9 protein-coding genes are annotated in these 12834 nt (G+C 44.9%); 8 read left to right on the top strand and 1 reads right to left on the bottom strand.

From position 1 onward, the window contains the following. Positions 1 to 166 precede the first annotated feature (166 nt). From ABDB91_RS17960 to ABDB91_RS17935, 6 genes are all read left to right on the top strand, one after another. Positions 167 to 1126, top strand: a complete 960-nt coding sequence (locus ABDB91_RS17960) for an AraC family transcriptional regulator (RefSeq protein WP_347489073.1) — start codon at positions 167 to 169, stop codon at positions 1124 to 1126. Between the two features lie 143 nt (positions 1127 to 1269). Further along, positions 1270 to 1890, top strand: coding sequence for an MptD family putative ECF transporter S component (locus ABDB91_RS17955; protein WP_347489072.1), 621 nt, complete (start codon positions 1270 to 1272; stop codon positions 1888 to 1890). Further along, positions 1887 to 2588, top strand: coding sequence for an energy-coupling factor transporter transmembrane component T (locus tag ABDB91_RS17950; RefSeq protein ID WP_347489071.1), 702 nt, complete (start codon positions 1887 to 1889; stop codon positions 2586 to 2588). The genes ABDB91_RS17955 and ABDB91_RS17950 overlap by 4 nt, the downstream gene beginning before the upstream one ends. An 11-nt stretch (positions 2589 to 2599) precedes the next feature. Next, positions 2600 to 4111 (top strand): ABC transporter ATP-binding protein, encoded by a 1512-nt coding sequence (locus ABDB91_RS17945; RefSeq protein ID WP_347489069.1) that lies wholly within the window; start codon positions 2600 to 2602, stop codon positions 4109 to 4111. A 246-nt stretch (positions 4112 to 4357) separates the two neighbouring features. Beyond that, positions 4358 to 6160, top strand: coding sequence for an ABC transporter ATP-binding protein (locus ABDB91_RS17940; protein ID WP_347489068.1), 1803 nt, complete (start codon positions 4358 to 4360; stop codon positions 6158 to 6160). Continuing rightward, positions 6153 to 7886: an ABC transporter ATP-binding protein gene (locus tag ABDB91_RS17935; RefSeq protein ID WP_347489067.1), complete on the top strand. Its 1734-nt coding sequence runs from the start codon at positions 6153 to 6155 to the stop codon at positions 7884 to 7886. The genes ABDB91_RS17940 and ABDB91_RS17935 overlap by 8 nt, the downstream gene beginning before the upstream one ends. Before the next feature lie 148 nt (positions 7887 to 8034). Here ABDB91_RS17935 and ABDB91_RS17930 read toward each other — a convergent pair whose 3' ends face one another. Next, positions 8035 to 10320, bottom strand: a complete 2286-nt coding sequence (locus tag ABDB91_RS17930) for a YcdB/YcdC domain-containing protein (protein WP_347489066.1) — start codon at positions 10318 to 10320, stop codon at positions 8035 to 8037. Positions 10321 to 10699: 379 nt separating this feature from the next. On the opposite strand from ABDB91_RS17930, the gene ABDB91_RS17925 reads away from it, so the two are divergent. Together ABDB91_RS17925 and ABDB91_RS17920 are read left to right on the top strand one after the other, a co-directional pair. After that, positions 10700 to 11245, top strand: a complete 546-nt coding sequence (locus ABDB91_RS17925) for a sigma-70 family RNA polymerase sigma factor (RefSeq protein WP_347489064.1) — start codon at positions 10700 to 10702, stop codon at positions 11243 to 11245. Next, a complete protein-coding gene (locus ABDB91_RS17920) occupies positions 11238 to 12581 on the top strand; it encodes a hypothetical protein (protein WP_347489063.1) in 1344 nt (447 codons plus the stop codon). Before ABDB91_RS17925 ends, ABDB91_RS17920 begins: the two co-directional genes overlap by 8 nt. The last annotated feature ends 253 nt before the right edge of the window (positions 12582 to 12834 follow it).

Here is a 12834-nt window from a genome sequence, read left to right as displayed (position 1 = left end):
CGGATACCGGCATTTATTATGCCATGTTTTTGAGGAAGGATCCATCTAAAATACATACAGTTGGTGACATCTTTGTTGATTGCAAGGGAGTACATTAACGATAAAATGCTGCGGTTCCTGGGCTTTCAGCCCCGAAACTACGAGTTTTATGTAGGGGGTGATCTACTTGAACAAAACAGGATTTTGTCCAGATTGGTATGGTAAAGGGGTCAAATTATTGAAACAGCACTTCGGATGTTCTGTCATCTCCTATCAATGCAACGGTACGGGAATGCTACATGATTATGCCCTGTTTCCGGGTATTAACTTAATTTTTATGGACTTCAATTGCGCCGACACTTTTGATGAGCCATCTGAAGTGAGAAATATCCTGGAACTTCGTCATTATCAGGAAGGCCGTATAGAATTTGAATTTGACGGACAAAAAGTGTTTCATCTTCAGCAGGATGAATTCTGTATTAATGCGCTTATGAATATGCCGGCCCGATACTCATTTCCTTTTGAGTATTGCACTGGCCTGAGTTTAATCATTGATCGGGATGCCCTAACAGACGAGACGATCAGTCAGCTTGCTCCGTACCAGATTGACCTTTCAGCTTTAGAATATGACTTGGATTTAGAAAGACAATGGTACATTTGTAAAACGCCGTCTACCATGCTCCATATTTTTAATGAGCTTTATGCGGCTAAAGGCAATGAGCCTGTTGAATACTTCCGTATCAAGGCGCTGGAATTACTGTATCATGCCGGCAAACTTTGGAAAGGGGACAGGGTAGCTGCCACCTATTATTCCAGAGAACATATTGATATCGTGAAACGTGTTCGTCGGATAATGCTAGATGATTTAAGCAGTAATATACCATTGGAAAAAATGCTCCGTGGAGAGCATATTAGTACAGTTACATTCCAAGCTATTTTCAAGCAAATCTATGGACGCAGCCCCTATGCCTATCTAAAGCGCTATAAAATGAACAGTGCGGCGGTCCAACTCTGCGAGAGCTCCGAATCAATCAATCAGATCGCGCTCTCTTTGGGATACAGCAACGCAAGTAAATTTGCCAGAGCATTTCAAGATGTTTTTAGGATATTACCGCGGGCTTATCGGTCGCAGAAAAAGTCCATTTAGTTTTTGGGCTATTTTTTTATTTATCTTTTATGAAATGGAGTAGAGAAACATAATTAACTACTGTATAATGAGCCATGTGAGTTAGTCACTTCTAACTCATGCGGTTCATATTTTATTTTCACATTATGGGAGGATTGATCCATATGGAAAGCGCTGTTCAAAATCAAAAGAAAAAATTTGGAATCCGAGATATTATGACAATTGCCGCCATGATGGTAATTTGTTTTAGCATTATGATGGTAGTCGGCTCCTTCACGCTTCCTTTTCCGCTTGTCTATCTTTATGGCGCGGCTGGTATTGATGGCTTTATTTGTGCGATTTTTTTCTTAGTTGCTTCCTATCGGGTTAATAAACACGGTCTGATTTTTGCGTGGGCAGGTATCTATGGGCTGATTCAAGGTGTTATGGGATATATGTTCTTGCTCCCGTATTTTCTTGTGGTAGGCGCACTTGCAGAAGCCTCTATGATTGGCAAGGATACATATCGCAATCCTATCCGCACAAGGATTGGCTGGACGATCAACTGTGTGGGCAACTTTGTCGGCTGCGCAGTTCCTCTCTGGTGGGCCTGGGACAGCTATTCGGCAATGGCTGTGGAAAGTGGATTTACGGCAGAAACACTGAACATGCAGATCTCTATGGTTACCAGCCCGGCTCTGATGCTGTTGGGTGCAGCCATTACAGCAATCCTCACTATTCTGGGTACGTTGTTCGGTCAAAGACTGCTGCGGAAGCATTTTAAAAAATCCGGTATTGTGGGATGAGCAGGGCTGGAGCGACTCATAAACAAATTGAACGGGTAGATGGACGGACGGTCTTGTTTTTGACCGTCTGCTCCTGCCTTGTCAGCTTTTTAACCACAGATTTGTTGGCCCATGCAATTTTTACTTTTTGCCTGCTTCTAATTCTCTGCTTTTTTGGTTTAGTCAAGCAGGGAATTTGCTGTTTCCTGGTCTATTTGACAGCCATCTTTGGATTGTACACTGAAATAAAGTATGGGATATCTTTTCCATCTCCGCTTTTGCTAAGCATAATCTATAAGCTGATTCTACCGGCCATGCCAGTTTATCTGCTGTTTCGGATTCCCTCCGGCAAGCTTACTGCCAGTCTGCGGAAATTGCCGTTGCCCACAAAGGCCATGCTGGTGCTGGTGGTCATGCTGCGTTTTGCCCCTACGGTCGTTCATGAGTTCGGTGAGGTCAAAGAGGCCATGAGGGTCAGAGGCTTTCTTCGCTCGTTCGGAACTGTTCTGCGGCATCCCCTGAATACGCTGGAATACGCTATCGTTCCCATGGTGTTCCGCTCTCTAAAGATTGCCGATGAATTGTCTGCTTCTGCTATTGTCCGAGGAATTGAAAGTCCCTGTGATAAGCAGAGCTATTATGTAAGCCGCATCAACCTGCTGGACACATTCTTAATGCTATTTAGCGCTGCAGCACTTATCTGCTGCATCATGTTGTGAGGGGGTAAAAAATGGGAAGAGAAATTGAGGTTCGTAACTTGTCGTTTTCCTATAGTGGGCACGGAGATCAGCTTAGAAATATTAATTTGAAGATATACGCCGGAGAAGTAATCGTGTTAACCGGGCCGTCCGGCAGTGGTAAGAGTTCCCTGACCCGTGTCATCAATGGTTTAATTCCCTACTTCTTTGAGGGAGAGTTGCGCGGGGACGTGGATATAGATGGCAAATCTTTACGCGAAGTAGCCTCATGGGAGCGGGGGAGATTTGTGGGGAACGTATTTCAAGACCCAAGAAGTCAGTTTTTTGCCAATGAGGTAGCCGGGGAGATTGCTTTCGGATGTGAGAACTACGGTTATACACATGATGAAATCCGTGATCATGTTCTCCATGCGGCCCGACATATCAAAATCGAAGATATTTTAGACCACAGCTTACATGCGTTGTCATATGGGATGCGGCAGAAAGTGGCTATTGCTTCCGCACAGGCCATTGATCCGGAAATTTATGTAATGGATGAGCCGTCTGCTAACCTGGATATTGAATCGACTTATCGATTCGGCGATATTATCCGAGACTTAAAAGCTCAAGGGAAAACCATTGTGATTGCGGAACACCGCCTCTATTACCTGATGGATATTGCTGATCGTTTTTTCTGTGTGCAGCATGGCGAGATTGTCCGGGAATTCTCCAGAGAACAGATGAAAGCGCTGACCGGTGAGGAAATCCAAATTCTCGGGCTTCGAACTCCTGATATCTATCAGATGCAATTTACAGCAAAAAAATCCGCATCGACCGAGGAAGTTGTCATAGAGACTAAGCAGCTTAGCAAATCCTTCGGAGATACTGTAGTGGCACGGGGACTGGATTTTACATGTCACAAGGGTGAAATTGTTGCGATTATCGGTCCCAACGGAACCGGCAAAAGTACCTTCGGCCGGATTTTAGCCGGTCTCCTGAAAGAAAGTTCCGGCGAGGTATTGTTGTTTGGGCGGAAGAACAGGCCAAAGGAGCGAATGGGGAAAGTGTGGTATATTCCGCAGGACTTGGACAGCCAGCTTTTTGGTGAAAACCTGCTGGATGAGCTGACTACCGGCGAGCCGGAAAAACAAGAGCGTATCGACCGTGCAAAGACGATACTGCAGACGCTTGAGCTCAGTGCTTTTGAACAACAGCATCCATTTACACTCTCCGGCGGTCAGAAACAGCGGCTGGCTTTGGGGGTGGCTCTGATGTACGATGCCCCCATTATTATTCTGGATGAGCCTACCAGCGGGCTGGATGGAGCCAATATGAGAAATGTAAGCCGTACGATCCGAAAGCTGGCGCAGATAGGGCATACCGTTCTGGTTATCACCCACGATGCCGAGTGCGCACTTTCCTGTTGTGAACGAGCAATACGGTTGGAAGGCGGTCATATTACAGACGATTTCTCCATTCGCACGGTGGAATATCTATTGGATAAAATCGGTTATCGGGGTGGCGGACAGGTTTCTTCGCGCATTACGGGAAGGAAGGAGGCGTAATAACTATATATCTTTAGTTTACGCTTAGTTATTGCGTAACTGTCTCGCAGATAATATGGGTGATAGCTATTATCATCCATATCGTTATTATAATAGTCTACCAGTCAAGTGAAAAAATGTTAATTTGTATGCCTTAAATACTTTTTGGCATAAAACTAATCCCTTTTGGCGTAGAAGAAAGAGCGGAAAATACGATATTGTGTTTTCAAGTTGATGACCGAAGTCCAATGTAGGAGGATAAACAGAATGTCAAAAAAAGTTTTTGTTCTAAAAAGGTTTACGCCTTATATGGGCAAGAAAAAAGTATTATTGCCTTTGTCATTAGTCTTGTCGGGCGTTTCCGCCGTTCTTAACATCGTGCCTTTTGTGCTTGTATGGTTCATAACACGTGAAATATTATCGGCTACGCAGGCGATTAATGTTTCAAATGTCGGCTTTTATGCGTGGCTTGCCTTTGCCAGTGCCATAGGAGGAATTGTGGTCTACTTTTGCGCGCTTATGAGTTCGCATCTGGCGGCCTTTCGCGTAGAGGTTGGAATGCAAAAAGCGGGTATGGAAAAAATACTATCTATGCCGCTTGGTTTTTTTGATCGGCATTCCAGCGGAAAAATACGAAAGATTGTCAACGACGGAGCGGGAACAACGCATGCGTTTTTAGCGCACCAGCTTCCGGATATGGCAGGCAGCATCGTTTCCCCCATTATTTTGATAGCGTTGATTATTATTGTAGAGTGGAGAATGGGTCTGGCTTCTCTTGTCCCTATTATTTTGGGTTTTATAACAATGAAGTTTATGGTGAGTGCTGAAGGTAAAAAGTTTCAAAAAATGTATTTTGATTCGTTGGAGGAAATGAGCTCCGAATCCGTGGAATATATCCGCGGTATTCCGGTTGTAAAAACATTCGGTCAAACCATATTTTCTTTTAAACGATTCTACGACAGCATAATCAAATATAAAGATATGGTTTACGCATATACGCTTCTTTGGCGAAAACCAATGTCATTTTACACTGCAATTATGCAATCCGCCGCCTTCTTTTTAATTCCCATGGCTATCTTTTTAATCGGAAGAGAAGAAAATCTCACCCTTGTGCTGGCCGACTTCATCTTTTACATTCTTATATCTCCAATCTTTACTGTGCTTTTAATGAAATCGATGTATTTTCAGCAAAATACTATGATTGCCGAGCAAGCAATTGATAGACTGGATAACCTTCTAGATTATCCGGTCATGAGCTATAGCGAAAACACAAAAAAAATTGGAAATCACAGCCTGGAATTTAAGGATGTCGTATTCTCATATGAAGGCAGCGACAAACGCGCCATCGATCAAATCAGCTTTAAATTGAACGAAGGTGAAACGATCGCCCTTGTCGGAGCTTCGGGAGGCGGGAAAACGACCATAGCCCGGCTGGCCGCTCGCTTCTGGGATATAGACGAGGGCGAAGTATTAGTTGGCGGAGTAAATGTCAAGGATATTCCTAAAAAAGAATTAATGGAAAACATATCCTTCGTTTTTCAAGGCACAAAGCTGTTTAAGGGTTCATTAAGAGAAAATATCGTTTTTGGAAAGGAAAACATTGGAGAAGAAGTAGTAAATAAAGCAATTGATCTTTCGCAGTCAAGAGAAATCATTGCAAACCTTCCTGATGGACTTGATACGGTAATAGGCTCTAAAGGGACCTATCTTTCAGGGGGAGAACAGCAAAGAATTGCGCTTGCCAGGGCCATTGTAAAGAATGCTCCGATCGTGCTTTTAGATGAAGCCACTGCCTTTGCCGACCCTGAAAATGAGCATTTAATTCAAAAAGCCCTTAAGAAGCTCAGTCACGGCAAGACAACGCTTATGATTGCGCATCGTCTTACAAGCGTACAAAATGTTGGCAGAATTCTGGTTATAGAAAACGGGAAAATTGCGGAATCAGGAACGCACGAGGATTTGCTGAATAAAGGCGGTTTATACAAAGCTATGTGGGATGAATACCAGAAATCTGTCGCCTGGAAAATAGTCGCTAAAGAAACTGTGAAGGAAGGAGGAGAAAATGATTAAATACTTTCAAAATAAATATGCCATGTCTGAAAAAGGCGCCAAAGACCTTTTACGCTCAATTATTTGGTCTGTAATAATGGACATTAGTTTTATGCTCCCGGTAGTGCTTAGCTTTATATTCTTAGATGAATACATGCGTTTACTTTTGAACCCTTCGAACAACCCGGAAAATAGCACGCTTTACTACGTTATTATGTCTGTAGCGTTTTTCCTAGTGATGTTAGTTATCGCATATTTTCAATACGACTCGACTTACACTAAAATTTATGAAGAAAGCGCCCGAAGACGGATTAGTCTGGCTGAAACACTAAGAAAGCTGCCTTTAGCGTTCTTTGGCAAGAAGGATATTGCCGATTTGAGCGCAACCATCATGGACGATGCCACACAAATAGAACAGCAATTTTCTCATTCAGTTCCCCAACTTTATGCAGCGGGATTGACTGTTTTGATCATAGGCGTGATGATGTTTTTTTACAACTGGATGCTCTCTCTTGCCGTATTTTGGGTAGTTCCCGTTGCAATCCTGGTCTTTTATTTGTCGAGAAAGCTTCAAAACAGAATGCATGCGGAGCTCTATAATATCAAAAGAGATATCTCGGATAATATGCAAGAAGGGCTTGAATCGGTCCATGAAATAAAATCCTACAACAGGGAAGAGGCCTTTTCCAATACCTTAAACTCGAAGTTAGATAATTACGAAAGGTTTATGATTAAAGGAGAGCTTTTGATAGGCGTATTTGTCAACCTGTCTTATGTATTCTTAAAGCTCGGGCTTCCAAGCGTTATATTGATCGGCGCTTATCTTTTAGCAGCCGGTTCCGTAAATGTCTTTACTTACCTTGTTTTTCTTGTCATTGCAGCACGTATTTATAATCCGATCATGGAAGCGATGAACAACTTGGCACTGCTTCTGTTTCTCAAAGTACGCATTAACCGGATGAAAGAAATGGATGAGATGCCGAGACAAGGGGGAAAAGCTGAGTTTCATCCCCAAAACTACGATATCGATTTTAAAAACGTCGACTTCTCATATCAAGACGGTGTGCAGACATTAAAGAATGTAAGCTTTATCGCGAAGCAAGGCGACGTGACCGCGCTTGTAGGGCCTTCAGGCGGCGGAAAGAGCACGGTGGTAAAGTTGTCCGCGCGCTTCTGGGATATAGACAAAGGGGTCGTCACCTTGGGCGGAGAAGATATCTCTTTGGTTGATCCTGAAACCCTTCTGCATAATTTTTCAATAGTTTTTCAGGATGTTACCTTGTTTAATTCAAGTGTTATGGATAATATCCGTCTTGGCAAGAAAGATGCGCCGGATGAAGAAGTAATCAAGGCGGCGCAACTGGCCCAATGCGACGAGTTCGTTAAAAAGCTTCCGCAAGGATACAATACCTTGATCGGAGAAAACGGAGAAAGATTATCAGGAGGTGAAAGACAGCGTATCTCAATAGCCAGAGCGATACTAAAAGACGCGCCTATTATCCTGCTGGATGAGGCTACGGCATCTCTTGACGCGGAAAATGAGAGTAAAATTCAAAGCGCACTCAGTGAGCTTATCAAGAACAAAACCGTTTTGATTATTGCGCACCGTATGAGAACGGTTTTAGGAGCGGATAAGATTGTTGTTATTAAGGACGGCGCTATTGCAGAGGTAGGTACACCTTTGGAATTAAAAGAAAAACAAGGAATTTTTTCTTCGATGTTAAGGACGCAATATCAAAATAATTAATATTTGTATTTAATATGAATTGGCAATGCTTTTACTTATCATGCCCGGGACTATCAGTCTGTCACTCGGATTCTTGATTCCGTCCCCGGTCATAAAGAAGCGCCGCAAGCTCCATGAGAGCGTTGTGGCGCTTTTTGTTTTTCATTTATCACATGCTATTTTGGTTTCTAATTTGGGGTGCCGAGTTTATGGCCGCTGTCGCTAGTTCCTCCCAGGTGACGCTGTCCGAGGGTCTAAAGAACCCTGTTGCATCGTCCGGCATGATGCCCAGTCCCTGGGCCAGACCGATGTAATTCCGGTCGGCTGCGGAAAGTGAAGCGATGTCCTTGTAGGAAGAAGCGATGTTGTTGCTTATTTGGGCAACTTCAGCATAGCCCATGGCGTTCACTATCCAGCGGGCCAGGGTCAGCCTGGTGACCGGCTGCTCAGGGTTGAAATTCCCGCCCTTGTTATATACGCCTAGTATAGCTCCGGCCTGGATCGCGTTAAAATCGGGATCCTCCGGGTTTACGTCCCGGAATTGCTGCTCTCTTTTTTCGTCATAGCCGTAATCGTAATAATTGCCCATGCTGGCTGTTATCAGCCTGGCCACATCCCTTTTTTTAACGGCGCTTGTGGGGCTGAATTGCTCCGGGGGCGGCAGAATGCCGTTGCCTGCCAGTATTTCAAGATATTGGGCAGCCCGGCTCTGTTTATAGTTGTAACCGTTTCCGGAGGCTTTGGTGACCGGCCGGCCGTTGTAGGCAACAGGTGCTCCGGTCAGCGCGTCAATGGCGCTGAATCCGTCGTTATCAGGGCGGTAGACCAGTATGGCCTGGTTACCCGTTTTTTCTCTCTCCCGGGGGATGAAATAGGCCGGTTGCAGGGGTGAGAGTTCCAGCCATTTGCCGGCCGCCTTTTCCGGGGCGACTATATTTTGAACTGCCGGGAAGGAAACCTTGTGCCATTCGCAGAAATAGTCTCTGATTTTACCGTCGCTGCTTATCCCTATATGTATGCCGTCCTGGGGGAAGGGAATGCCGTTGACAACTCTATAGAAATTAAAACTATAGTTCTGCTCGTTATCTGTTTCGTACATGTCCACCTGATTTTTCTCCGGCGCCAGGTAGGGGCTGTATTCCGGGGCTATGTTTTTAATAAATGCGTCAGCCTTGGCCAGCGCTTCTTCCCGGGAGATTTTGGGGGAGCCCGTTGCAGCCTGCGTTTCCGAACCGTATTTGTGATAATTCACTACCCGGCCGGTGGCTTGGTCGATACCTACTTGTGAAGCGGGATAATGAATACTTACTTGCGAACCGGAATCGTGTCTGTCGCTGTCCTGGGAAACAATCCCGAAACTCCAGAATTCCTGATTCCCAAAGGGACCGCCCGCGCTGGAGCCGCCTCCCCCCATCTCCGCTTCTCCTTCGATTCCCAGAGAGCGGAAAAAGCTTTCTGCCGTACTCTTGGCTTTTTCCGACGTGATCCTTTGCCCGGGGGGGTCCGGGGGGTTGTTAACGCCGCTAATCTTTGGAATATCTTCAAACATTCTGATATCTTTTATGTCTTTTTCCTTGCCTTGAGTATCCACGGCCTTGCCGTTAGTGGCATTAAACATCAGTTCCCGGGTATTGAGCTGATATATAAGCTTGGCTTCCGGAGATTTGCCGGTGTAATTGCGGTGGGGCACCTGGTATATCAATGCCATGCCCAGTTCGTCAGTGGCTTTTTCGGCAAGCTCTTCGGCCGGAAGCGGTGTTCCTGCGGCGGGCAGCTTAACCTCGGGCTGCCAGTTCATGTTGAAGCCGACAATCTGGCCCGAAAAGGCGTCCACGGAAACATTTATGCCGTCGTAGTCCACTTTAAGTCCGTTTTCCCCCCGTGCCCAATAAAAGCGGTGTACTATATCCAAGTTGGGGAGGCGGTAATAATGTTCCGCGGGGCTTTGCTGCAGCTGCAGATTTTTAAAACGTTCGGGCTGCAGCTTTTGGATAAATTGTTCGGCAGTCTTTTGGGCCTCCCGCTTTGGGATGATCTCCTTTGTTGCCGCAGGCGTGTTGCTGCGCCAGCTCATATTCAATATTTCGCCGGTATCGGCATCCAGGGAGACGTTATAGCCCGCCGGCATGCCCGGCCCCCCGTGCCGCATTCTTTCGTAACAATGTATCTGCCATATATTTCTGCCCTGATAGGATTCGGAATTCAGTTGTATATCGGGCTTGCTTTCCCCGATTATCTCCGGGAAGAGGCTTTTGACAATCTTTAATGCTTCGTCTTCGGAAATTCTTGGCGAGTCTTTATTCCCCTCTGAAGTAGGCTGCAGTTTTATCGCTTCTGTAACAGTTATATCTTTGATTACAATTTGTGAAGCTGCCTGTTCCGCCGCCGCTGCGGTGGACGTTAATAAAGAGCCGAATAATAAGACCACCGAAAAACAGAGTGCTTTTCTTTTCATCTTCTCCTCCTTTGCAAGGTATGGGGACATACATTCTTAGCTCGGGCAGATCCCTTGCTTTTATAAAAATTCACGAGAAATTCACGCAGGAATACCCCCAACTAAGTCTTAATCGGTGCAAACATGGGTGTTGTCTCTCGTTGAAATATTCACCTCCGTTCCGTGTGCGGGCATAAATACTCATATTAATAAGACGTATAAGATATGGTTTTTGTTGCGCGTTCATAACAAAAAATTCATATTTTGCCATTACGGTGCCGGGCACAATATGAAAATTACATATTTTTCTGGTCTACAAGAAGTTCCCTGTCTTTTAAGAGAAATCCTATCTTGCATGCGTAGTAAATATATGAAAGATATTTGAGAGGGGGTGGAGGCTTTGGAGTATTCGCAGGCCGAGCTGGTTCGGGGTATAAGAAACGAGGATTCAGCCGCCTATGAGCACATGATATGCAAGTATACAAAGACGGTCTTCTGTCTTGCTTACAATATTTTGTCCGAGTCACACAGCAAGGAAGATATTGAGGAATGTATCGCCGATGTCTTTCTCGATGCCTGGATAAAGATCGCCGAGTTCGATGCGGAGAAAGCAAACTTCAGAACTTGGCTGTTGATGCTGACTAAGTATGAGGCGCTGACCTACAGACGCAAAAAACGCCTGAGTAATATTTTGGATATTGAGGATGTCGGTATAAAGAACGGCGTCAATTTGGAAAAGCAGGTATTGCTGAGACAAGATCAGGAACAAGTAATAAAAATAATTAATTCCTTTCAAAAGATTGACCGGGAGATATTTGTAAGAAGGTTTTTCCTGGGCGAAAAGATCGGCGATCTGGCTAAAGCCTTCGATTTGTCCCGCGCGGCCGTGGACAACAGGCTGCTGCGGGGAAGAAAAATCATAAAGGAGGGTTTGCAGTATGAATGAAGACAAGATGTTTACGGTACTTAACAATCTTGATGATGATTTAATAGAAAAGGAGATTGACAATCTTATGGACGGAGTTGAATGCAATACGGAATCAATAAGCAAAAAAGCACATAAGAAACTTGATAAGTATAATAGAAAGATCAGATTTAGAAAACGGCTGCCTTATGTTGCGGCAATTTGTGCATGCTTTATCTGCATCAATACGGTATATGCGGATGATATATCCGAAGCGGTAAAGAAATTTTTTAACAAGACCCCGGTATATTCAACCATGGTAGACGGAAGCGCCTATTATCTGAAGGACGGCCTGGCACTGGATGACAATATGGTGATCGACAGCTTCATGGTTTCGGAAGGCAGAATGGACATGAAATTCACCTCAAAGCTTGATATCAGTATTCTGAGGGATGCGATAATTATCCCCGGGGATAATCCGGACATTCAATATGTCATGGGGGGCTATTCCGAGGATAACGGCAAATATTATTTCAGCTTCATGAACGGGAAAGAAGACAACTACAACATTAAGCCATGCAAATCTTTTGATTTGCTAGTCGGCAATAAAACATATTCCATCTCTCTGGAACAGGCGGAAAGCCTGGATGGAACACAGAAGCTTTTTGCCAGTGAAGCAACCTCCAACCAAATCGGCCTGGTTGATGTTGGTGCGAACAGTCTGGAAAAAGACGGCAAGCAAACTATTCAGCTGATTGCTTCTTTCAAAAACAAGGATATGAAGCTCAGTAAGTTTGGCCGGCCGGTGGATGCAACGGTCAAAACTAGCTTTGAGAATCTGGGTGAGGACGGCATTGTAAGTACGGGAACCGGTTTAAGGACGGAGGATATTTATGCAACAGATGAAAGCGGAGCTAAATATAAGCTGGAAGTTCCGGCTGATGCCAATGCTTTTCCTATAGCTGCCTTTGAGACAGACGCGGCAATAGACAACAAGCTTACACTGCAGCTGCCCGCTCTAATCGCAAGCTATCAAAAGACAGTTGATAGCTTAAAAATTAGCATTCCGCAAGAGGGCGAGGAAATTATCAACCGTGACGTGGATATGTTTGCTCAGAAGGCGGTGGCCAAGAGCATTAAACGGCTATCCCCAACCTCGGCCCAGCTTGTATTCCAATTAAACACGGGAAATGAGAAATATGTCGGCATCAGGTCTTTCAATATATACAGCAAAGATATTCTGAAGGCTTCTTCGGAATTCAGCGGCGACAAAGCGGTTATGATTCTCGATTTCAATAAGGATGTTGATGAGATCAATCTGGATATATCCTGGCCGGAGTTTGTTATGAACGGTAACTGGACGATTAATATGCAATAAATACGGCGATTGGGCCCCAGCGCCCCGCCGGAACCCGGTACAGGCTTTCGGTTAACCCGGAGTCTGTGCCCGGTGTTGCCGCCGGTTCCCCCGGGGTCCGCGGCCCGGACTCCGGGGGGCGGTTAATTATTTGAAAATACGCGGCTTCAGGACGGATTTTAAGGCGGCGTATTTTTTATAACCTTTCGCGCAGTGATGTAATATTTCTATCAATGGTTTTGCACTTGTGCCGGGTCGTTTTTTAAACAGGGTT

Origin of the sequence: Desulfoscipio sp. XC116, assembly GCF_039851975.1 — a bacterium.
GTDB lineage: Bacteria > Bacillota > Desulfotomaculia > Desulfotomaculales > Desulfallaceae > Sporotomaculum.
The sequence above is the reverse complement of the archived record's forward strand: the minus strand, read 5'-3'. Positions and strand labels throughout refer to the sequence as shown.

Excerpts from the sequence above, each read along its gene's own strand:
- ABDB91_RS17955 (WP_347489072.1), top strand. The coding sequence starts at position 1,270 with ATGGAAAGCGCTGTTCAAAATCAAAAGAAAAAATTTGGAATCCGAGAT.
- ABDB91_RS17950 (WP_347489071.1), top strand. The coding sequence starts at position 1,887 with ATGAGCAGGGCTGGAGCGACTCATAAACAAATTGAACGGGTAGATGGA.
- ABDB91_RS17945 (WP_347489069.1), top strand. The coding sequence starts at position 2,600 with ATGGGAAGAGAAATTGAGGTTCGTAACTTGTCGTTTTCCTATAGTGGG.
- ABDB91_RS17940 (WP_347489068.1), top strand. The coding sequence starts at position 4,358 with ATGTCAAAAAAAGTTTTTGTTCTAAAAAGGTTTACGCCTTATATGGGC.
- ABDB91_RS17935 (WP_347489067.1), top strand. The coding sequence starts at position 6,153 with ATGATTAAATACTTTCAAAATAAATATGCCATGTCTGAAAAAGGCGCC.
- ABDB91_RS17930 (WP_347489066.1), bottom strand. The coding sequence starts at position 10,320 with ATGAAAAGAAAAGCACTCTGTTTTTCGGTGGTCTTATTATTCGGCTCT.
- ABDB91_RS17920 (WP_347489063.1), top strand. The coding sequence starts at position 11,238 with ATGAATGAAGACAAGATGTTTACGGTACTTAACAATCTTGATGATGAT.